Source organism: Candidatus Baltobacteraceae bacterium (assembly GCA_036488875.1).
Lineage (GTDB): Bacteria > Vulcanimicrobiota > Vulcanimicrobiia > Vulcanimicrobiales > Vulcanimicrobiaceae > JAFAHZ01.
This window is the reverse complement of record DASXGW010000002.1, coordinates 118,272-139,203: the sequence shown is the minus strand read 5'-3', so window position 1 is coordinate 139,203 and position 20,932 is coordinate 118,272. Positions and strand designations below refer to the sequence as shown.

The window sequence follows — 20,932 nt, the reverse complement described above, 5'->3', positions numbered from 1 at the left end:
GTCGATCCAAAGATTGGCAAATGTCCTCGATGGAAACAGCATCTGGATAGCTGTGGTGAAGGCGGAGTAATATCTCCTCTGTGGCCGTCACGTCGGCGAGCAGAAGCACCTTCTGCTCCGAGCGATCCACCAGCGGGGAAATCCGACCAACGTAGCAATCCGTTAGAGTTTCTGCTTCGCGAATTGAACACTTACCTAAGGTTCGTAAGAGCTCCGTTAGCAGCCACCGGGCACATGAGTACAGGAGCTGCAGGTCCCCCAGGCTCGCTTTGACGGTGGACGTATGCGCAATATCGCGCTTGTTGCGAATGGAATACATTGCCCGAGCTAGCCGACAGCCACAAATGCGTAGTCCTTCGTCTAATCCTGCTCTGGTCTCGACGGACCGTAGATACGAATTGACGTCGGGGTTTGCCTCGTACGACCCTCGCTCCACCCATTGCAAGATCTGCACAAACGTCTCCACCACTTTGCCAGCCGACGCGCGCTCGAGGGTTTGCGTCACCACGTCGGACCGTAGCTGGGCAAAGTGGCGGAGAAATTCGTCTATCAGATCGGGCGCGACCGAATTTACCAAAGCCGCCCGTACGGCTACTTCACTCTGCGGCTTCTTCATCGACCAAAGCCCCGCCGTTGAACCCGTCCCCTGCCCGCCCCAGCAGGTTTTCTACGGAGCTTAAGCCCGCGACCGTCAGACGGTACTTCTTGCGCCCCTGGCGGCTAGCGCCCGTTTTATGAGTTTGGATCGCAAGCTGCGGCTTTTGCTTCATCAAGCTTGAAAAGGCCGATGTGATGTTGCTAATGGAATGACCGAGATGACGAAGCTCACGATTAAGCAAGCCCGAATCGAGATCAGAATTTCCTTTAATTTTTTGGAAGAAGTAGCCCGCTACGAGTACTTTTTGGGTCTCGGTCTTAGGTGCCGCGGCGGCGTATAAGCTGGCTAAGTCTTGAAATTCCTCGATACTGGCGTCTGCGTCAGCACCTCGGAAAGCGATCTTACGCTTCGCCGCCGGCGCCAAGTCATAGCGTTCGCAGACCCACACTAAGACCCTTCTGGCGGAATCATCACTTAGCTGTGCAAGACTCTCCATGACACCTTTCATGGAATCTAGTTCCTTGATTGCATCCTCGACCATCGCATGGCACCCCCTTTTGGTACGCCGACGTCGCTGCCGCTATGGGCTTTATTCAGCGGCCGCCTGAGTGCCTATTATAACACATCACTCGTACCTTGGGAAAACTCTATGATGTTGCCCGTCCACTTGAGTTAGTGCCGCGTGTGAACTATTAGGCATTGCGAGATCCCCTCGTGGGGATTGCATGCGAATATCCTGTGGATAACTCCATGACGCGACCCGTCCGGGATTCTACTCCTGGCGGATTGTAGGCGGAGCGAGGCCTTGGCGCGCGTTAAGGGATGCAACTGAAGCCGCGTTAATCGTTGCGCGGCTGGGGAACTCTTTCAGTGTGCTGGCAAAGGCGTGGCGCCTAACAAGAAAGCTGGGGCGGATGGATTCGAACCATCGCATGACGGAGTCAAAGTCCGTTGCCTTACCACTTGGCTACGCCCCATTGTGCTACGCCCGTCCGGCGCGACGCCCCTGATTATCGCTTTTGGGACGAGGCCCCTGTCAAGCGCACCACCCACGGCACGTCGAAAAGCTGGCCGCTGCCGGCGCGCCGGCCGTACCGCGCGGCTATGAGCATCCACCAGACGAACAGCGCCAGATCGACGATCATGGCGAAGACGTAGACCCAAATCATGGCCGTCACGTTGGAAATCAAAAAGCTCGCGAGCAGCGGCCATACCAATGCGACGAACCCAATAACGCCGGCCTCGAGGCCGAACCAGAGGGCTTGACGCATGTGAAACCGGTACCACGACGAGCAGTCGGCACGTGGCGCGACCACCTCGTATAAAGCGAGCGGCCAAACCACGTACGCGACGGCGACGAGGCGAGCCTCGTCGTCGGCGCGTGTAGGCTGATTATTTACCGTTGGAGGCGATGAGGCGTTTTGCGCCGAGATAGCGCGCCGCCCAATAGGATTCCGAAAGGTTACTAACCATCACGCCGTGGCTGGAACTGGCGTGGACGAACTTCCCCTTACCCAAATAGATCCCGACGTGGGACGGCCCGTAGGTGTACGTCTGGAAGAAGACCAGATCGCCCGGACGCGGTCCACCCACGGCGGGGCGGCCTACGTCGTACTGGGCATCGGCCGTGCGCGGCAACGAAATGCCGATCATGGCAAAAACGTGCTGCACGTACGCCGAGCAGTCAAAACCCGACGCGCTGTCTCCGCCGAAGACGTACGGCGTGCCCAGGAAGCGCAGCGCGCTGCGCGTCAGGGTTTGCGCAAGCTTCGAGGTGCGCGCCAGGATGCCGCCGGCAAAGCGGCCGAAGCCGCCGCGTTCGCGGCGCGGCGCTGAAATGACCAAATGCGACGTCCACTCGGCGACGTCAGGACTTGCGGCCTGAGTTCCGACGGACTGAGTCATCGCCGATTCAGAATAATCGGGCGACGTAGTGGTAGGTGAGTCAGCCTTGGCGATCGCGCCTGATGCAGCGATCAAAAGGGCAAAAGCCCCAGCAGCTAACGCATGACGCAAGAAACGGCTCCTCTTTCACAACACTTGCGAGGTTAGTTGACGGGTTCGGGCTGAAAGATGCGCCCTAGAGCCGGACCGGCTCACTCACCCCTACCGAGATCTCCCCCGCTCGGCCCTATCCGGGGCCGATTCAGTGTTCTTGTGCAGGCGTAGTGTATATATCGGGACCCGACCGGGTCCCCTGAGCTACGGCGGATTAGGTTTGGGTTAAGCGCCCGATCTCCTCCTCGATCCGGGAGGCAAGGCGAGCAGCCACCTGCTCCACCTGGTTCCGGTCGTCCCCTTCCGCCATGACTCGGATAAGCGGCTCGGTTCCGGACGGGCGTATGAGGAGCCTTCCAACCCCGGCCAGGGCCCGCTCGGAGGCGGCGATCGCGTCGCGAATTTCCGGCCGCTCCAGCACGTCTTTTCGCGGCGTCCGCACGTTGATGAGCACTTGCGGTGCCACGACCACTTCGGAAACCAGATCGTGCAGCCGCGCTGCCGTTGCCGCGACGATGCCTAACACCGTTACGGCCGTCATCGGACCGTCGCCGGTCGTATTCCGCCGAAAATCGATGACGTGCCCCGATTGCTCGCCACCGAGCGCATAACCACCGGCGCGCATCTGCTCGAGCACGTAGCGGTCACCGACCGCGGCGCGCACCAGACCGATGCCGTGCGCGCGCAGCGCGCGTTCGAAACCGATGTTGCTCATCACCGTGCCCACGATCGCGTTGCCGCTGAGCTCGCCGCGCCTTTGCATATCGCGTGCGATCGCAAACATCACGTGGTCGCCGCTGACGACTTTCGCCGTTTCGTCCACAAACAGCACCCGGTCCGCATCGCCGTCGAACGCGACGCCGACGACGCGTTCGTTGCCCCGATCCAAACACTCGCGAACCGCAGCTTGCAGCGGGCGCAAATCGGTCGCCCCACAGTCGACGTTGATACGCGCACCGTCGTTTTCGCAATTGATTTCGATGACGTCGGCGCCCAGTTTGCGCAAGGCGTAGGGCGCCACCGCGTAGGCCGCGCCGTAGGCGCCGTCGACGACGACGTGCAACCCGCGCAGATCGGCGCCGCTCGAGTACAGTTCGTCGTAGTAGTGACGCCCGAGATTCTGCGCCAGCTGCGCGGCGCCCACGCCGGTTCCGGTCGGCCGCGCGAGCGTCGGCGAGTTCACCAGCGACTCGATCTCGCTCTCCATTTCGTCCGACAGCTTGAAACCGTCGGGGCCGAAGAACTTTACGCCGTTGTCGTCGATGGGGTTGTGCGACGCGCTGATGACTACGCCGGCCGCGGCGTTTTCGCGGCGCGTGACGCAGGCGACGGCCGGCGTCGGAACGATGCCCAAGCTCACGGCGTCGCGCCCTACCGACGTGATTCCCGCGACAATCGCGGCTTCGAGCATCGATCCGGACAGTCGCGTGTCGCGCCCGATAATTATTGGACCGGGATGGCGCGCGACCACGCTCGCGCCGGCGCGTCCGATTTGAAAGCAGAGCTCGGGCGTCAGATCGCGATTGGCGACGCCGCGTACGCCGTCGGTTCCGAACAGCCGGCTCATCGATGCGCTCCAGCACCGCGCGCGGCCGCAAACTTCGTTTCGACGCGCACGAGGTCCGGAGCGACTTGCAATCCGGAGACTTCGCTTCCCATGGCGTTGACCGGTTGCGGGCGCAGCGACTCATCGGCGTTGAGGGGCGCGGCCGGGAGCACCACGTCGACGCGAACCGCCGTTACCTGCGAGAGGATCGAGCTGGGGCCTTGCACCGTCACCGCGTTCGGCCGAATCTGCTGATCGGCGACGACGACGCCGGGCTGAGCCCCAACGTAGTGCACGACGATCGTGAACGCCCGCTCCTCGTTGCGCTCGATCGACAAAGTCACCGATGCGGGGCTGAGGCTTTGCACGGCGACGTCCGGCGCGACCAGCTGAATCGGAATGTTATAGACGCCCGGCCCCTTATTCGACAGGTCCAGTACGGCGCGAATCTCGTCCGGCCGTATCGCCGGCGCGCCGGGTTTTCGATCGACTGTCACCACCGCGTTGGTATCCGTGTAGTGCACGAGGAGTCCCGGTGCCAGGTTCATCTGCGTGATCGGTAACGACAGCTGCTGATTGAAATGCGCTGCGGCGACGATCGGATTGGTAGCGAAGCGAAAATACGCCCACCCGACGATCGCCAGCACGAACGACAGAAGTTTAAGTCCGAAGTTCTTGCGGATGATCTGCACGTGAGTCCTGACGCCGGCGCGGCGACACCAAACGCGAGCGGAGATGCGACACGAGGTCGTTGGGCAGTCGCCGTTCGGTGCGCGGCGGTCGCGTGACGGCAAGCAGCATCTTCGCGAGGCGGTTCTCTTCTTCGACCGGCCGCGAGAGCTTGCCGTCGCGCGCGATCGTAATCGCGCCGGTCTCTTCGGACACCACGACCACCACCGCGTCGGTTTGCTCGGAGAGTCCGATCGCCGCGCGATGCCGCGTGCCCATGCGATCTCTTCCCAGCGACAGCTCCGCGAGGGGCAAGAAGCAGCCCGCTGCTTCGATGAGATTCTCGCGCACGATTACGGCACCGTCGTGAAGCGGCGAACGGGGCATGAAGATCGCCAACAGCAGCTCGGCCGAAAGCTGCGCTTCCAGCATGGTTCCCGTATCGCAGAACTCTTTGAGTCCGCTCTGCTGCTCGATGACGATCAGGCCGCCGAGACGGCTTCGCGAGAGCAGGAAGGCCGCGTGTGCGAGAGCCGCAATCGCGCGGTCTTCGGGACGCGTTCCGCCGATCTCGGCGTCCATGCGGAAGAGACCGCCGCGCCCGATCTGTTCGAGCGCCCGCCGCAGCTCCGGTTGGAAGACGATCGGAATCGCAACGGCGACGGCAACGACGATCAGCTGCAGAATCGTGCGCAGCAAAAAGAAGTGCAGCACGTTGGCCAAGCCGAGCAACCCGAGCAGCACGAAGAAGCCCAGCAAGATCTGGACCGCACGCGTTCCGCGAATCAGTAGAATGAAATAGTAGATGACGATGCTGGTCGCGATGATGTCGATGACGTCGGTGATACCGACGTACGAAAGAATTTCGTTAACCATCGGCGAGTCCGGTTCGTTTCACGAGCGTCTCGAGCTGACGGTCCGGCGCGATCTCCGGAGCCTGAAGACCCTCCGACGCCACGCGCGCGACCAGGTCGTCGGGCAACGGCGCGAGCAGCTCGGCCGTGCGTCCGCCGCCGAAACGCCGCAGCTCGACGTCGACGAGATCGTAAATCGCCGCCGCTGCCGTACGCCGCGGATCCCACTCGACGACGACGCCGCCGTCGCAACTCCACGCGCCGATGACGCCCGACGGCCGCCCGGCACCGGCGAGCGCATCCCGAACCAACGGCAAGGCTTCGGCGGCCACAGGGTAAACAGCAAGAGCGATGATCGCCGTATCGTGCACGGTCGCCGTGCCGATTGCCGTTGCCAGTTCGCCGGCGGGCAGGCCGACGAGCCCGTACGTGCGTCCGGCGCGTGCGCTCGATCGCCACGCTACCGAACCGCCGCGGGCGCGAACGGCCGTTTCGACGTCGTCGCGCTCGGCCGCCGTCGCTTCGCGGCCAAAGCTTACCGTTTGGAAGTTCACGTGCGTTCATCGTTAGGCGCCGCCGCAACGCAATCCGCTTGGATTTGAAGAAAGCGCTGGTCGTTGCGACCGGCAGAAATTCGGCGTGGATCTCCGTGGACGGCGAAACGGATACGCGCATCGCCCAGCTGCGGCGGATGACCGGAAAACGCTTTATGCCGGTGCCCGGCGACGTCGTCCACGTGCGTATCTTGGAAGACGACCGAGCGGTCGTCGATCGGATCGAGCCGCGCACGTTCGCGCTCGAGCGCCGCACGGTCGAGGGGCGCTCCAAGACGATGGCGGCTAACGTCGATACGCTGATTACCGTGACCGCGCTCGCGAATCCGGCGCCGCGAACGAATACGCTCGATCAGCTGCTCGCCTTCGCCGAGCTCGAAGGTATCGCGGCCGCCGTCGTTTTCACCAAACCCGATTTGGCCGCGCCCGAAGATCAACAACGGCTCGTCGACACGTACGCCGCGCTCGAGTATCCCACGATCGTTGCCAATCCGAAGCGTGGCGAGAACGTCGAAGCGCTTCGCGCGTTCTTGCACGGACGTCACGCGCTATTGTGCGGTATTTCGGGCGTTGGAAAGAGCACGATCTTTCGCGCGTTGGGCGGCGAGAGCGTCGTCGGCGATCTCTCGCGCCACGGAATGGGACGGCAAACGACGACTACCGCACGGCTCTATCGGCGCAGCGACGGCTTTCTGATCGACAGTCCAGGCGTCAACGAGTTCGGCCTCGGAGCGATCGCGCCGCGCGACCTCGCCGAGACCTTTCGTGAGATGCGCGAGCCCGCATTGCATTGCCGGTTCAGCGACTGCACGCATCTGCAAGAGCCGGGGTGTGCGGTACGCGACGCCGTCGAATCCGGCACGATCGCGCAGAGCCGCTACGCCAGCTTCGCGAGAATCGCACAGGGGGGTCCTTCATGAACGTGCACGCCGAACGCTCCGCCGGCTGGTCGGTGCTCTGCTTTATCGTTTTGGTGGTTGTGTCGACGGGGCTGCTGGGACAACTTCCCGACATCACGACGTCGCCGTCCGCGCAAGCGGCCTACATCGCCGCCCATCGTCTGCCGCTGTTGTGGAGCGCGTGGCTCTTCTTTCCCGCGGCCGCGTTCTTTTTGTGGTTTTTGGTCGGATTGCGATCGTATTTGCGGGAGGCTCCCGGCCGTCAGGAAGGCCTGCCCGGATTTGCATTCGGTGCCGGAATCGTCGTCGTGACCGTCGCGTTCGTCACGGCGTTCCTGCAGTCGGCGCTCGCGTATCCGCCGGCGCGTATCTACATCGCCGACGGCCTCTCCGCCGTCTACGTAGCCTTCGTCTTTCTGAGCTCGGGGTTGGGCTGGGCGCCCGTCGCGGTCTTCCTCTTTGCGGCGGCGCACAGCATGCGCCGGCACCACTCCGCCCCCGACGCGCTCGTCCTCCTGGGCTATTTTGCGGCCTTCACCGCCGCCGTCGCCGCCTTCAGCATCTTCTTCGACGGCGGCAACCTGGCGCCGACCGGCCTGACGACCATCCTGCTCGGGGGCATTCCGTCGACGATCTGGCTGATCGGGACCGGCGTCGCATTGATCCGTATTAAGGAAAGCCCGGCACCGTCCTAGACACGCGCTAGGGCGGCTGATATACTACTGGCCGTTGTCACCGAGCCGTTAGAGGAGCCCGTTTTGCCCAATATCAAAGCCGCCGAAAAATGGTCCCGCCAGTCCGAGAAACGCGAAACGCGCAATCGCGACGCCAAGAGCCGGTTGAAGACCATGTACAAGAAAACCGCCGCTGGTGCCGACGCGGACGCCGCGAAGACGGTCGAGGCGGCCTACGATAAAGCGGCGAGCAAGGGGATCATCCACCCGAACAAGGCTGCCCGCAAGAAATCTCGTCTCGCCAAAGCGATGCGCAAAGCCGCCTCTACGCCGAGCAAACCGGCGAAGAAAGCCGCGAAGCCCGCGAAATCTGCCGCGAAGAAGCCGGCGCGCAAAGCCTGACCGACCCGCGCGAACTCTTCCTCACCACGATGGCGCGTGAGCTCCATCGCGCCGGCATTGCGACCGACGCGATCGAGCAGACGCTCAGCGATCTCGCGCGCACGATCGGCCTTCAGGCGCAGATTTTCGCGCTTCCCACGAACATTTCGATCAGCATCGGTCCCGATTGGGATCAGCGCACCGTCAACATGCGGCTCGAACCGGGCCGCATCAGTTTGCGCAAGATCGCGTTGCTCAACGAAATCTACGACGCGCTGCGGCGCGACGATTTCGACTACGCGCACGCGGCGCAACTGGTTGCCGAAGTCGATACCCGGTGGCCCGGATTATCGCCGTGGTTTGAAGTTCCGGCATTGGGACTCATCGCGCTCGGCGTGGCGCTCATTTTGGGCGGCGGTACTAACGAGATCGTCGTCTCGGCGCTCATCGGACTGGTCACCGGCCTGCTCGTCGCACTTTCGCTGAATCTACCGCTCGTCGCGCGGCTCTTCGACGTCATCGCGGCCTTTCTCGGCACCGTTATCGTCGGACTATTCGTGCGTTTCGTCGGCCCGACCAACGTCTACGTGTCGATCGTCGCGGGCATCGTCGTCTTGCTGCCCGGCTACTCGTTGACCCTTGCGCTCCACGAACTCGCCAACGATTTCCTGGTTGCGGGTGTGGCACGTCTGGGCAAGGTGCTGTCGGTTTTACTCGCGCTCGGCGTCGGCGCGTTTTTGGCGCTGGCAATCATGCCGTGGCTGCTGTCGACGGGCAACGTGCAGCCGCATCCGGTGAGCGCGACCTGGTGGTTCGTCGCATCGGTCTGCCTGGCGGTGGGCCTGTCGATCGAGCTCGACGCGCGCATTCGCGATTTTGCGTGGGTCTTCGGCGCGAGCTTCATGGCGCTGCTGGCCACTCACGTGCTCGGCGCGACGTCCGCTCATGCCGTGTCCGCATTCCTGGCCGCATTCATCGTCGGCATCGTCGCCAATCTCGGCGCCCGCTATTTGCGCGTACCGCAGGCGATCATGCTCGTGCCGGCATTGCTGGTCCTGGTTCCCGGAAGCTTGAGCTATGAGAGCGTACTCTTCGCTTTTCAAGCCAACCTCAACACCGCGTTGACTCTCGGAGCAAACGCGCTGTTCGCCGCAATTCAACTCGTCGCCGGATTGCTGCTCTCGCAGTTGTTGCTGCCGGCTTCTACCTTGCGCGTGAAACGCGCGGGTCGATACCGATAGTGCAGATGACTCTTCCGCTTGCAATCGTTCTGAGGTGCGCTTAGAGCGCCTTAAACGCTCGCACGACTTGTCGACATGCAAAATAGGCCCCGACAAGCGCAAAGCCCAACCTAACGAATTTACGAAATTGGTGATCGCGCACGTCTGCTTTTCTCCCCTAGCCGGCACCGTTAAACCCGCTGCCCGTAGTTTTGGCCGCGTTCCGACTGGATATCGCGCGCGTTAGAGATACTCAACTATTGTCGAGCCCACCGAGCCGTCATTCGGATTAGAGCAAGCGTCCACAACATTTAGTTGGGCGACGATTCCCGTCACTCGGAAAAGCTTTCTGACCAGAGACTTGGGCGGCGCTACAACCGTGATTCTGGGGAACCCTTTTCTCCGGCGCGCTTTCTCTAGCGACATCAGTTCGGAGATGAACGTGGAATCTATAAATGTTACTTCGGACACATCAAGCACGAGTTCTTGTGCAGAGCCCAGGCGGCTCAGGTCTTTCCGAAGTTGGGCCTTGCGCGCCAAGTCATACTCACCGGCGAACACAACGAAGTGCGCCATGACTGCGTAACCTCCACCACTTTTAGAAAACAGGCCCCTGGTCGCCATTATACCCGCCTGGCCGGCAACCAACCCAGTGTCAACCGCGATCGAGGGCGCCCGAACGCTACCGATAATAGAGCGTTATCGAACCGCGTAGTCCACTTTCGCGCCGGGAAAGTTAAGGCCAGCGGCTCCGCGCCTAAAGGAGACTCCATGGCAGACATTCCTTGCGCCTGTCCCAGTAAAGAGTGCGAAGCTAAGCCGCACAAGGGCCGGAAACAATGCAGCTCGACGATCGATGACGCCGACGTCGCCACTGAGTCCGACTCGGATAGCGGCGAGCGATCGGGCCCGCTGCGTTGCGAGCCTTGCGTCAAAACAACGCCAATGGGAGCGCAAATGCGGGGCGGCATGGACGGTGGAGGCTGACGTTGGTTGCAATAAAGCCGCCCTAGCTCTCGACGAGCGTGTAGCCGGCCTTTTTTACATCGGACTTGCACGCATAGAAACCGCCGATGCGCTCGGGTCCGACACCATCGACGTAGTAGACTCCTCTGTGCGCGGCACTCCCCCAGACGACGGTGTCGCCTTTACAGCCCTTCACTGCGTCTGCGTGGAACCTGTACTGAGGAAAACCGCCTCCCGCTGTGCCGTTGCCCATCGAGCCTGCCCAGCCCGGGGCCGCTCCAAATATCAGCGATGACGACATAACGAAGGCCATGCTAGCCAAGCGCCATTTAATCATAGGTGGTCTCTTTCTAAGCAAATTGCGCGTATCTTCACCGTATCCCGAATCGGGCTTGCCGTAAAGCAAGCGGAAGAGCGACCGGTTACGGATCGACGTTGATCGCCAGCCGCGTTTCTCGTTCGGCGCGCGCGATCGGAAGCACGCGCTCCCGAATCGCGGCACGCGCCGCCGCCGGTTTACGCGACTTGATCGCCACGCGAAAGCGCCACTCCGCGTTGACGCGCGCGACGGGATAGGGTGAAGGTCCCAGCACTTCTCCTTCGACCGCGTCGTGCAGGAGCGTGACGTACCGTGCGGCGACCTCGTGCGTGCGCGTGCGGCTGCGTCCGATAACGCCGAGATAGATCAGCCGGCGCGACGGCGGAAAACCCAGCTCGGCGCGTTCCTCGAGTTCGCGCGCCGCGAAGCCGTCGTAATCGTGTGTCGCGGCATGGACGATCGCCGGATGGGACGGCGAGTACGTCTGCACGATGGCCTCCCCTTCGCGCGCGCGGCCGCTGCGGCCGCAAACCTGGGCGATCAACGCGAAGCTCCGCTCCGCCGCGCGAAAATCGGGCAGATGTAAACCGAGATCCGCCGCAACGACCGCCGCCAAGGTCACGTTGGGATAATCGAGCCCTTTAGCAACCATCTGCGTGCCGACCAGCACGTCGCCTTCTTCTTCAAACGTACGAAGGAGTCGCGCGTGATCGCCGACGCGCGTCGTCGTGTCGGAGTCCATCCGCACGACGCGCGCCCGCGGAAACAACCGCGCGACTTCTTCGGCGACGCGCTCCGTACCGACGCCGAACTCCTTGATCGTTTCCATCGTACATTGCGGACACCGCTTTGGAATCGGCATTTGATAATCGCAGTAGTGGCATCGCAGCAGCCCTTCGCTGCGATGCGAGGCCAGCGCGACGCTGCAGCGCGGACACTCGGGGACGCCGCCGCAGCTGCGGCAAAGCACGAAACCCGCGCTTCCACGGCGGTTGACGAGCAGCACGCATTGTTCGTTCCGCTCGAAACGCTCGGCAAGTGCCTGTACGAGCGGCGCGGCAAAGATGCCGCGGTTCCCCGACTCGAACTCTTGAGTCAAGTCGACCACACGAACCGCGGGCAGCGGCAGTTTGGTCGCGCGTTCGCGCAGCTCGATCAGACCGATTTTACCGGCTTTTGCCGCAGCGAAGCTTTCGACCGAGGGCGTAGCGCTTCCAAGCACCAGCACCCCGCCTTCACGCCGCATCCGCTCGCGGGCAACGGCGACCGCGTGATAGCGCGGGACGCTGTCTTGTTTGTACGACGACTCGTGCGCTTCGTCGACGACGAGCAGCCGCACGTCACGCAGCGGCGCGAACACTGCGCTGCGCGCACCGACCACGACGTCGATCTCGCCCGCGACGCACGCTTGCCACGCATCGAACCGCTCGCGTTCCGATAGGGCCGAGTGCAGCACGGCGACGCGCTCGCCGAAGACGGCTTCGAACTGTCGCGCGGTTTGGGGCGTCAGCGAGATCTCCGGCACGAGCACGATGGCGCGGCCGCCTTCGCGCACGACGCGTTTGATCGTCTCGATGTAGACGTAGGTCTTGCCGCTGCCCGTGACCCCGTACATCAGTGTTTCGCCGAACGTCGGAGCCTCGAGCAGCGATGCGATGGCATCGAGCGCCCGTTGCTGCTCGGCGGTGGCCGGCGGCGGGTCCGGCGGCACGGAGGCGGCGCGCTCGCGGGATGGAACGATCTCCCGTTCGCGCAGCGCGCCCGCGGCGACGGCACGCGCGATGACGGCGTTTGAGAACCCCGCCAGGAGCGCGTCGGCACGCGGTACGGCGCTTACCCGATCGCGCACGAACTCGACCAGCGCCCGCGCCTTCTTCCCTTTGATGTCCGCGTCGCCCGGTTCGAGCACGCGGATGCGATATTCGCGCGTTCTCGCGTCACTGACGGCGCGCTCGCGCCGCAACGCTCCGCCGCGCACGAGCGTCTGCACGTGGCGCATCAGTGCGCCGCGGTCGCCGCTGCGACGCGCCTCCGGATGGCGTAACAGTGCGTCGAAGGCAAAGCGCTCCGGCAGCTCTTCCCAAATCAGACGCAGAAACCGCGACGGTACCTTTTCGAAGCGGCCGGCTGCCGGCGCTGCGCCGCGCACGATCCACTCGCGCATGCTGGGAACGGCGCCGGCCAAAACCGCGGCGCCCAGCGCTTCGCCCAGCGTGCAGATGTAGTGATTGGCGATGAAGCGGGCTAAGTGCAGACCCGTCTCGTCGAACGCGCGCGGCACGTGGAGTTTTTCCTCCACTGCCTTGAGCGGTGACTCGGTACGCTCGACGTTGCGAACGGCCGACACCACGAACGCGAGCACGTCGCGATTGCCCAGCGGCACGCGCACCACGTCGCCGACGCCGAGCTCGAGATCGCCGGCGTCGTAGGTGAGCGGAAGGTCGAAACGCGAGGAGCGGATCGCCGCAAGCGCGTCGACGACGCGGATGATCAGCGTTCCTTTACAGAACCGGGGACGTGCCGCAATCGTCCGAGCACCGAACGCACCGTGCGATCGGAACATTCAACCCCGTATTCGACGTCACCGATGGCGCGCGGCAGGACGAAGCGCAGCCGGCCGTTGCGGCGTTTCTTATCGGTGAGCATCGCGTCGTAGATCGCACCGGCGTCGACCGACGTTCGCAGCGGCATGCCGAAGAGCGCCAGTAAGGTCAATACGCGCAGGTGTTCGCGCTCGCTAAAACGTCCCGTACGCAAAGCCATCAATCCCGCTGCCCGCAATCCCAGTGCGACCGCGGATCCGTGGGTGACGCGGTACTCCGACGCGCGCTCGATCCCATGCGCGAACGTGTGCCCGAGGTTGAGGAGCTCGCGCATCCCCGCTTCCAGCCGGTCGTCGGCAACGATGGCCGTCTTCACCTTGACGGCCGCCGAAATGAGATCGGTCCACGGCCAAAGCGCAAATCCATGCGCCGACAGCGTTTCCAATCCGTCGAACAGGTCGTCGCCTTCGATAATTGCGGCTTTGACGATCTCCGCCAATCCTTCGCGCACCGAACGCATCGGCAGCGTGTAGAGCGCCGAGACCTCGCAAAAGACGGCCGCCGGATCGCAGAAGACGCCGGCGAGATTTTTACCAGCCGGAAGATCGACGCCCGTCTTTCCGCCAATCGCCGCGTCGACCATTGCGACCAGCGATGTCGCGACGTGTGCGTAGGCGACGCCGCGCATGTACGTTGCCGCCGCGAATCCGAAGAGGTCGCTGGCGACGCCCCCGCCGACGCCGACGATCGTCGTCGAGCGATCGGCACCCGAGCGCACCAGCCGTTCGAGCACGCGCTCCACGGTCGCCAAGCGTTTGCGGCTTTCGCCGAGCTCAAATCCGGCGACACCCAGGACGCGATCTTTTCCGATGGCGCGCGCGTATCGCCGCGCGATCGCCGTAACGGCCGGGTTGGCGTCGTGGACGACCACGACACCCGAGCCCCGTGCCGCGGCGAACTCGGCCGCCTCGAGGTGCAACCGGTCGCCGATCGCGATCGGATACTCGAGATCGTGATTGACGGCGACCGGCGACAACCGCGTTAGAGGTGAATCTTCTTCTTGTGCAGCCACGCGATGATATCGTCGACGGCCTGCGAGGTGGTCATCCCGTCGACTTCCACCACGTAGTCGGCATGCGCGTATTGCGGCATGCGCTTGGTATACAGCTCGCGGATCTTATTCAGCGCCGGCGTGGGCCCGAGCAGCGGTCGAACGACCTTACTGCGCCGCATCCGTTCCAGCGCTTGTTCGGGCGACACTTTCACGAAGACGCGGTAGGCGCGCTTCTTGAGCAGTTTTTGGTTCTCTTCGATCGTCAGGGCGCCGCCGCCGAGCGCGACGATGCCCGCCTCGCCGTTTTCGAGCACTTCGGCGAGCGCGGCTTTCTCGTAGCGCCGGAACGCCGTCTCGCCTTCGTTATAAAAAATGTCCGAGATCGCGCCATGATCGCGCACCACGACGTCGTCGATATCGTAAAAGGCGCTCTTGAGCTTGCGCGCCAGGCGCTTGCCGATAGTGGATTTACCCGCCGCCATGAAGCCGACGAGTGCCAAATGCCGTTTCATACGTTTTCCGTTTCCGCCCCTTCGAATAAGGATTCCGCGGCGTCCGCGCTGCGGCGCAGATTGTCGAGCGTTTCCTCCATCGAGTCGCCGCCGTACTTCTCGAGAACCGGCGCCATCAGCGCGAGACGCACCATCGCTTCGCCGACGATCGCTCCCGCGGGAACGACGCACACGTCGCTGCGCACGATCGTCGCCGGCGCGTCCGTACGCGCGTGCAAGTTCACCGACGGCAACGCCTTCATCAGCGTCGGAATCGGTTTGACGGAAACGCGCACGATAATCGGTTGACCGTTGCTCATGCCGCCCTCGATGCCGCCGGCGCGATTGCTGCCGCGAACCACGCCGTCGCCGGCGAGCGCGAAGACGTCGTGCGCTTGCGAACCCGGCCGCGACGCGACGCCGGCCCCCATGCCGATCTCCACCGCTTTTACCGTTTGCATGCCCATCACGGCGCCCGCGAGAATTCCGTCGAGGCGCTGCTCCGGCTGGCGATTGCTGCCGATGCCGACCGGCAGACCGTCGACGCGCACGATAAACTGACCGCCGAGCGTGTCGCCCGCGGCTTTGGCCGCATCGATGGCGTCGATCATGCGCTGTGCGCTCTCGGGATGCGGGCAACGCACGTCGCTCGCTTCGACGTCGTCTTGATTCCAATCGTCGAGTTCGTCCGCTTCGACGGCGCCGATGCGTTGCACGTAACTGCGCGTCGTGACGCCGAGCGCTTCGAGAAACTGCGCGCAGATGGCGCCCAGACAGACGCGCATGGCGGTTTCGCGCGCACTCGCGCGCTCGAGGACGTTACGTAAGTCGCGCTGCCGGTACTTTAACGCCCCCGCAAAGTCGGCGTGACCCGGCCGCGGATTGGTCAACGGATCGCCGGCGCCCGTCAGCGGATCCATCAACGCCCGAACCTTCGGCGTCAGATGGTCGCGGTTGCGCACGATTGCCGCGATCGGCGACCCAAGCGTCTCGCTGCCGCGCACGCCGGCCAAGAACTCGACCTCGTCTTGCTCGATTTTCATGCGAGCGCCGCGTCCGTAGCCGCCCTGGCGGCGTGCGAGCGTCGCGTTGATCGCCGAAACGTCGAGCTTGAGGTGCGCGGGGATGCCGTCGAGGATGCCGACGAGCGCCGGCCCATGCGATTCGCCGGCTGTCAGGTAACGAAACATGCGTTTTTGCCTCTTCGGCGTGCGGCCGTGCGGCTACTCTTGCGCCGTTTTGGGGCCCTTGGGATGGCGGGTACGAGAGCGCTATGGCACAACAAACGTTAAACGGACTCCGCGTTGCGATTCTCGTGGAAAACGGATTCGAGCAAGTCGAGATGGAGAAACCGCGCGCCGCTCTGGAGCAAGCGGGAGCGCAAACGACGTTGGTCTCGCCGCAGAAGGACGAAGTGCAGGCTGCCAATCACGACGACAAGGGCGATACGTTTCCGGTCGACGTCACACTTGCCGACGCCGATCCGGCGCAGTACGATGCCCTGCTGATCCCCGGCGGCGTGCGCAGCCCGGACGTACTGCGCATGAACGGCAAGGCGGTGCTCTTCGTCCGCGCGTTCGATACCGCAAAGAAACCGATTGCAGTGATCTGCCACGGACCGTGGATGCTCGTGGAGACGGGCATCGTGCGCGGCCGTCGCGTTACGTCGTGGCCTTCGCTGAAAACCGATATCCTCAACGCCGGCGGCGATTGGGTCGACGAACCGGTCGTCCGCGACGAGCGCATCGTGACCAGCCGCAAGCCCGACGATATCCCGCAGTTCAACGACGCCATGATCGAACTGTTCGCGACGCAAGGGCTGGCCGCCGGCGCTAGGCATTAACCGGTAACGAGGAGCGCGCTGCGGCAGGCCAGCATCGTTCTGGTCACGACCGCGGCGAGCTCCTCTGCCCCAACGCGCTGCTCGGCCGCGAGCCAATCGGCGATAAGACCGAGCGCCGTACGCGAGAGCGTCGAAGCGATCGTGGCTCGCGGCAGTGGAGTCGAGCTGCGCGGCAATTGCGGCTCGATGAGTTTCGTCACGGCGCTTTCGATGGCCGCGCGTTCCGCAGACGCAAAAAACTCGAGCGCGTTTGCGCGCTGCTCTTCGAAATGGGCGAGAACCCAGGGCAGCTTGGGCGCTTCATTTCCCGCCGCGGCGTTCGCAACGATGGAAAGCAGCGGATACATGGCTTCGACGAGCAGGGCCGTCTTGTCGTCGAAGTGCTGGTAGAACGTCGAGCGGCCGACGCCGGCTTTCCGCGCGAGCTCCCGTACGCCCAACTCCGCGTAGTGGCCGTTAAGCACGAGCGCGTTAAACGTCGCCACGATCGCTTCGCGGCTTTTTCGGACACCTCGGCTCGAGTGTCTACCGCGTCCGCTCACGACGACGCTACGCTGGTCGACATGCAGCAGAACCGCAGCGGCGCTTTTGCGTCGATTCTCATTGCCGTCACGGCGTTGATGTTCTTTGCCCTCTTAGCGCATCCCGCCGCGGGCGGCAGGCACGGACTGAGCGGCCAAGAGCTTCTGGCGCGCCTCTATGAAGCGCGTTCTCATTTAGGCGGCATGCACGCCGCGGCGATCGCTTTTGAACTGGCGGCTTTAACCTGCATCCTCGCGTTCTGCAGACTGCTCGGGTTCGATCGCCCGCTACCGGCCTTCGCCGCCGTCGCGTTCTGCGCCGCAACCGCGGGGATTTGCGTCGCCGCCAGCTTCGACGGCTTCCTTATTCCGGCGTTTGCCGCACCGCATTTAACGCTGGGCGGCGGGGCGCCGCTCGACATGCAAGCGGCGATCGCTGGGGGTGCGATCATCATTCAATATGCGACGAAGTTTGCAATCCTACTGACGGCCCTAGGGATCATTCTTCTATCGCTGGAACCGGTCGTGATGAGAGAACTGCGAGCGCTCGCCCTATGCGGTCTCGTGCTGGCGATCGCGCAAATAGCTGCGCTGTTCGCGTTCCAAGTTCTCACGCCGCACAACGTTGCGTTCTCGGCCCTGCCGATCCTTATCTGGCAGCTCGTTCTTGGACTATTTTGGCGAGCGCATCGGGTAAGCTCCGCGTAATCTCCGACAGCTCGCGAACCGATTGGGCGAGATCGGCCATGACGTTCCCGCTCGGCTGTCCTTCGCGCGCTTCGAGCACGTCGAGCGCACTGCCGACGCCGTGCGCCAATGCAGCGAGGGCTTCGGTTTCATCCGGCGCATAGGCTTCGCCGTCGCGCTTTGGACCGCATACGAGCGCGCCGACGAGCTGGCCGCGCGACGCCATTGGAAATGCCAGCTCCCCGTGAAGGTGCGAGCCGGTAACGGCGTGCAGGTCAACCGGCTTGCTCCAGGCTTTTAACTCGACGATCGCCGGATCGTTCTCACTGATCTCTGCACGCGGCTCGGAAGCCGATGAATATGCCGCCGAACCGTTACGCAGTACGATGTAGGAACTCTCCGCGGTCGTGTGATCGCGCACCGTCTTGAGCGTACGTTCTAAGAGCACTGCGGGTTCGTTGATGTAGGCGGCCTCGTGGGCAAAACGGCGCAGCGCCGTCTCGGACTCGTGGCGCTTGCGAAACAGGATGTTGTCAACGAACCGGTCGACGTAGCGATGGATATATCGCATCGACAAGCCCAGCGCCAGCGCTACCACCATACCGACGACCGCGCTGGTTACGTGGTTGGCGTTTACGAGCCACTCACCGGCCGCCCACTCGACTAGGATGAACGTGCCGATAACGATCGACGAGACAATCGCAAAGACCACGGTCCGATTGAGCACGAATCCGACGTCGATCAATCTGCGATTCAGTGCCGCGTATGTCAAAACTAGCGGTGCGCAGATCGTGATTATGCTATTGGCGTACCCTGCCTCGAGGATGCTTGAGTAGGACAGGAAATGGAAGGCAAATAGCGTTAAGGTGCCGGTACAAAAAAGCATCGTGCAAGGTACGAGCAACCACCCAGCCCGTTGCCGTTCGACTCCCCGGCTTGCAACAATCGCTAAAACGCTGCACGCGACGGCGATGAGAACCCCCGTAGCAACGGTCAGAATCCACGCTGGACCGATGAAGAAGGTCGGATCGAACCACAGCGTGAGCATTCCAGTAAGCGATGCCATTCCTGGGGCGCGGTCGGGAGTTCCGTTTCCAAAGAGAATCCAGACTCCGACGGCTACATACGTAAGCGCGAGCACGAGCCGGCGCACCGGTGAGAGCGGCCGCGCAAAAGCACTAGCCAACGTAGCCCAGAGCGCAATCGACAACGGCTCCGCCTGTCCGATTAGCGAAAGGACCACGTACGGCCAGGGCCAAGGCCACGCAGAAAACAACAGCGACGCGCTGCTTCCGATTGCTGCAGCTACCAGAACCGTCGAAAGGAGCAGATTATTATCGACGTATGGGCGGCGCCATGCAATCAACGCCGCAAAGAGCAGCAGCCATAAGCACCCGAGCTCCCAGACGACGTATTGCCAAAACCGGAACATCGAAAACGTTCTCGGAATCAGCGTTCGCCCTGCGCTTCCGTGGGCGTTTTCTACGCGCAGCGTAACGGGACGGTTCGCCATGAACTGTCCCAAGAGCGACACGCGCAAGAGCACGCTCGCATCGCGCACGTCGACCGTGTCTCCCTCGCGAATAGCCGCGCGATCGGCCGGCCCACCGGGATCGATTCCGCGAATGGAAACGTGCCACGGCTCCGACGAACCGGAGACGTACGCGCCCAATAGACCGTACCACGGCTGACCGCCGATGCCGGCCTGATTCCAAAAGTCCACAACCACCAAGAGCGCCCCGAAAGCACAGCACGTTAAAAGGATCGCGCGCCAAGTAGCGGGCTTCATGATGGCGCATTAAACGCGGGCAGCAGCGCGACCTCGCGTGTCTCCGGTAGGAGTAGCACACCGATTGTGGAGATCACTGCCATGAGCATGACATAGAGTGCAAGCACCCAGGAACTGCCACCGGAAAGCGAGAGCAGTGCGGTGGCGATGAACGGAGCAAGACCGCCGCCGACGATCGAGACGAACTGATAGCTCAGCGACGCTCCGGTGTACCGCACGTTGCTCGGAAACAGCTCGCACAAGAGCGCGGGCAGAGGACCGGCGATGAGCGCCGAGACGCATTCCCAAAGCGCGAGCCCCGCGGCTATCAGCAGTGGATTACGTGTGTCGATGAGCGAGTACGTCGGAAACGCGAGCGCTATGCTTAGCACCGCGCCAGCCAGGCAAACCGGACGGCGGCCGAAGCGATCGGCAAGATATCCCGATGCCGGCAGTGCGAGGAGAGCAAAGCAGCCGCCCACGATGAGCGCGTTAAGGATGACGCTCGGATCGATCTTCAATGTCGAATGTGGACCGGCGGCATAGCTGAATATCTGCACGGCGCGCAAATAGAATCCGCCGTTGACGACCAAGAAGATGGCGCTCCCGATCAGGACCGGTTTCCAGTCGCGCGTAAGCACGGTAAGTATAGGTGCCTTTACCAGTTCCGCGCGATCGCGCACGCGCTTGAACGCCGGAGTCTCGTCGACGCTGAGCCGGACGAGCAAACCAACGACCACCAAAACGATGCTGAAGAGAAACGGCACGCGCCAGCCAAAGGCGAGCAGCGCAGCTTCTCCGTGTCCCGCCACCGTGCGATAGACCAGGTTTGAAAGAATCAAGCCAATCGGCACGCCAATCTGCGGCAGACTGCCAAAGAAACCGCGCGACCGATCCGGCGCATGCTCGGTCGCCATCAATACGGCACCGCCCCATTCGCCGCCGATCGCCGCACCTTGTAGCAGTCGCAGAATCAGCAGCAGCACCGGCGCCAAATCGCCGATTTTCGATTGTGTGGGCAGCAATCCAATCGCACAGGTCGCTACGCCCATCGTCGTCAGAGTAATGACGAGCATCGTTCTGCGTCCGAGACGATCCCCGAAGTGACCGAAAATGACGCCCCCGAGGGGGCGTCCTAAAAATCCAACCCAGAAGATCACATACGAGGCGAGCAACCCCGCGAGCGGATCGGCCTTTGGAAAAAAGAGCGTGGGGAATACCAGCGCCGCCGAAAGTCCGAAAATGAAGAAATCGTACCACTCGATCGACGTGCCGATCACGCTCGCGACGGCGACGCGCGCGGCGTAGAAATAGCTTCGCCCGCCCATCTTCAAAGAAGTTCCCATG

At 63.0% G+C, this 20,932-nt stretch carries 22 protein-coding genes, 1 tRNA gene and 1 riboswitch; of the genes, 6 read left to right on the top strand and 17 right to left on the bottom strand.

What is annotated here, in order from left to right; all coding sequences use genetic code 11:
• Positions 1–596: 596 nt before the first annotated feature.
• The 8 genes from VGG89_03250 to VGG89_03215 form a co-directional block, all read right to left on the bottom strand.
• A complete protein-coding gene (locus VGG89_03250) occupies positions 597–1,139 on the bottom strand; it encodes a hypothetical protein (protein ID HEY1975544.1) in 543 nt (180 codons plus the stop codon).
• 364 nt (positions 1,140–1,503) lie between these two features.
• Positions 1,504–1,575 (bottom strand) — tRNA-Gln (locus VGG89_03245).
• Between the two features lie 33 nt (positions 1,576–1,608).
• Positions 1,609–1,869 carry a hypothetical protein gene (locus tag VGG89_03240; GenBank protein HEY1975543.1) on the bottom strand — a complete coding sequence of 87 codons (261 nt, stop codon included), beginning with the start codon at positions 1,867–1,869 and terminating at the stop codon, positions 1,609–1,611.
• A 121-nt stretch (positions 1,870–1,990) separates the two neighbouring features.
• Entirely contained in the window at positions 1,991–2,503 is a 513-nt protein-coding gene (locus VGG89_03235) for a C40 family peptidase (GenBank protein ID HEY1975542.1), read from the bottom strand.
• Positions 2,504–2,619: 116 nt separating this feature from the next.
• Positions 2,620–2,760: riboswitch (cyclic di-AMP (ydaO/yuaA leader) on the bottom strand.
• Between the two features lie 50 nt (positions 2,761–2,810).
• On the bottom strand, positions 2,811–4,163 hold the full coding sequence (gene glmM / locus VGG89_03230) for a phosphoglucosamine mutase (GenBank protein ID HEY1975541.1): 1,353 nt from the start codon (positions 4,161–4,163) through the stop codon (positions 2,811–2,813).
• Complete coding sequence (locus tag VGG89_03225) at positions 4,160–4,834, bottom strand: CdaR family protein (protein ID HEY1975540.1); 675 nt, start codon at positions 4,832–4,834, stop codon at positions 4,160–4,162. Before VGG89_03225 ends, glmM begins: the two co-directional genes overlap by 4 nt.
• Positions 4,803–5,687, bottom strand: a complete 885-nt coding sequence (cdaA, locus tag VGG89_03220; GenBank protein HEY1975539.1) for a diadenylate cyclase CdaA — start codon at positions 5,685–5,687, stop codon at positions 4,803–4,805. The genes VGG89_03225 and cdaA overlap by 32 nt, the downstream gene beginning before the upstream one ends.
• Positions 5,680–6,219 carry a hypothetical protein gene (locus VGG89_03215; GenBank protein ID HEY1975538.1) on the bottom strand — a complete coding sequence of 180 codons (540 nt, stop codon included), beginning with the start codon at positions 6,217–6,219 and terminating at the stop codon, positions 5,680–5,682. The genes cdaA and VGG89_03215 overlap by 8 nt, the downstream gene beginning before the upstream one ends.
• 38 nt (positions 6,220–6,257) lie before the next feature.
• Here VGG89_03215 and rsgA point away from each other — a divergent pair, with 38 nt between their 5' ends.
• The 4 genes from rsgA (at position 6,258) to VGG89_03195 (ending at position 9,414) form a co-directional block, all read left to right on the top strand.
• The gene (gene rsgA, locus VGG89_03210; protein HEY1975537.1) at positions 6,258–7,139 is read left to right on the top strand and encodes a ribosome small subunit-dependent GTPase A; all 882 of its coding nucleotides are present in this window, start codon (positions 6,258–6,260) and stop codon (positions 7,137–7,139) included.
• Positions 7,136–7,813: a hypothetical protein gene (locus tag VGG89_03205; protein ID HEY1975536.1), complete on the top strand. Its 678-nt coding sequence runs from the start codon at positions 7,136–7,138 to the stop codon at positions 7,811–7,813. The genes rsgA and VGG89_03205 overlap by 4 nt, the downstream gene beginning before the upstream one ends.
• A 63-nt stretch (positions 7,814–7,876) precedes the next feature.
• Positions 7,877–8,194 (top strand): 30S ribosomal protein S20, encoded by a 318-nt coding sequence (gene rpsT / locus VGG89_03200; GenBank protein ID HEY1975535.1) that lies wholly within the window; start codon positions 7,877–7,879, stop codon positions 8,192–8,194.
• A 29-nt stretch (positions 8,195–8,223) separates the two neighbouring features.
• Positions 8,224–9,414 carry a threonine/serine exporter family protein gene (locus VGG89_03195; protein HEY1975534.1) on the top strand — a complete coding sequence of 397 codons (1,191 nt, stop codon included), beginning with the start codon at positions 8,224–8,226 and terminating at the stop codon, positions 9,412–9,414.
• Positions 9,415–9,636: 222 nt separating this feature from the next.
• Here VGG89_03195 and VGG89_03190 read toward each other — a convergent pair whose 3' ends face one another.
• The 6 genes from VGG89_03190 to aroC form a co-directional block, all read right to left on the bottom strand.
• Positions 9,637–9,969, bottom strand: coding sequence for an STAS domain-containing protein (locus VGG89_03190; GenBank protein ID HEY1975533.1), 333 nt, complete (start codon positions 9,967–9,969; stop codon positions 9,637–9,639).
• Between the two features lie 433 nt (positions 9,970–10,402).
• A complete protein-coding gene (locus VGG89_03185; protein ID HEY1975532.1) occupies positions 10,403–10,555 on the bottom strand; it encodes a hypothetical protein in 153 nt (50 codons plus the stop codon).
• 226 nt (positions 10,556–10,781) lie between these two features.
• Entirely contained in the window at positions 10,782–13,241 is a 2,460-nt protein-coding gene (gene priA, locus VGG89_03180) for a primosomal protein N' (protein ID HEY1975531.1), read from the bottom strand.
• Positions 13,169–14,293 (bottom strand): 3-dehydroquinate synthase family protein, encoded by a 1,125-nt coding sequence (locus tag VGG89_03175; GenBank protein HEY1975530.1) that lies wholly within the window; start codon positions 14,291–14,293, stop codon positions 13,169–13,171. Before VGG89_03175 ends, priA begins: the two co-directional genes overlap by 73 nt.
• Positions 14,263–14,787 (bottom strand): shikimate kinase, encoded by a 525-nt coding sequence (locus VGG89_03170; GenBank protein HEY1975529.1) that lies wholly within the window; start codon positions 14,785–14,787, stop codon positions 14,263–14,265. The genes VGG89_03175 and VGG89_03170 overlap by 31 nt, the downstream gene beginning before the upstream one ends.
• Positions 14,784–15,956, bottom strand: coding sequence for a chorismate synthase (gene aroC, locus VGG89_03165; protein ID HEY1975528.1), 1,173 nt, complete (start codon positions 15,954–15,956; stop codon positions 14,784–14,786). The genes VGG89_03170 and aroC overlap by 4 nt, the downstream gene beginning before the upstream one ends.
• Before the next feature lie 83 nt (positions 15,957–16,039).
• Here aroC and VGG89_03160 point away from each other — a divergent pair, with 83 nt between their 5' ends.
• Positions 16,040–16,609 carry a type 1 glutamine amidotransferase domain-containing protein gene (locus VGG89_03160; GenBank protein HEY1975527.1) on the top strand — a complete coding sequence of 190 codons (570 nt, stop codon included), beginning with the start codon at positions 16,040–16,042 and terminating at the stop codon, positions 16,607–16,609.
• On the opposite strand, the gene VGG89_03155 is transcribed toward VGG89_03160, so the two are convergent.
• On the bottom strand, positions 16,606–17,094 hold the full coding sequence (locus VGG89_03155) for a helix-turn-helix domain-containing protein (GenBank protein HEY1975526.1): 489 nt from the start codon (positions 17,092–17,094) through the stop codon (positions 16,606–16,608). The genes VGG89_03160 and VGG89_03155 overlap by 4 nt on opposite strands.
• A 36-nt stretch (positions 17,095–17,130) precedes the next feature.
• Between VGG89_03155 and VGG89_03150 the strand changes: the two genes are divergently transcribed.
• Positions 17,131–17,838 carry a hypothetical protein gene (locus tag VGG89_03150; protein ID HEY1975525.1) on the top strand — a complete coding sequence of 236 codons (708 nt, stop codon included), beginning with the start codon at positions 17,131–17,133 and terminating at the stop codon, positions 17,836–17,838.
• Here the strand turns inward: VGG89_03150 and VGG89_03145 are convergent.
• Together VGG89_03145 and VGG89_03140 are read right to left on the bottom strand one after the other, a co-directional pair.
• The gene (locus tag VGG89_03145; protein HEY1975524.1) at positions 17,780–19,606 is read right to left on the bottom strand and encodes a hypothetical protein; all 1,827 of its coding nucleotides are present in this window, start codon (positions 19,604–19,606) and stop codon (positions 17,780–17,782) included. The genes VGG89_03150 and VGG89_03145 overlap by 59 nt on opposite strands.
• A complete protein-coding gene (locus VGG89_03140) occupies positions 19,603–20,931 on the bottom strand; it encodes an MFS transporter (GenBank protein ID HEY1975523.1) in 1,329 nt (442 codons plus the stop codon). Before VGG89_03140 ends, VGG89_03145 begins: the two co-directional genes overlap by 4 nt.
• Position 20,932: the final 1 nt, after the last annotated feature.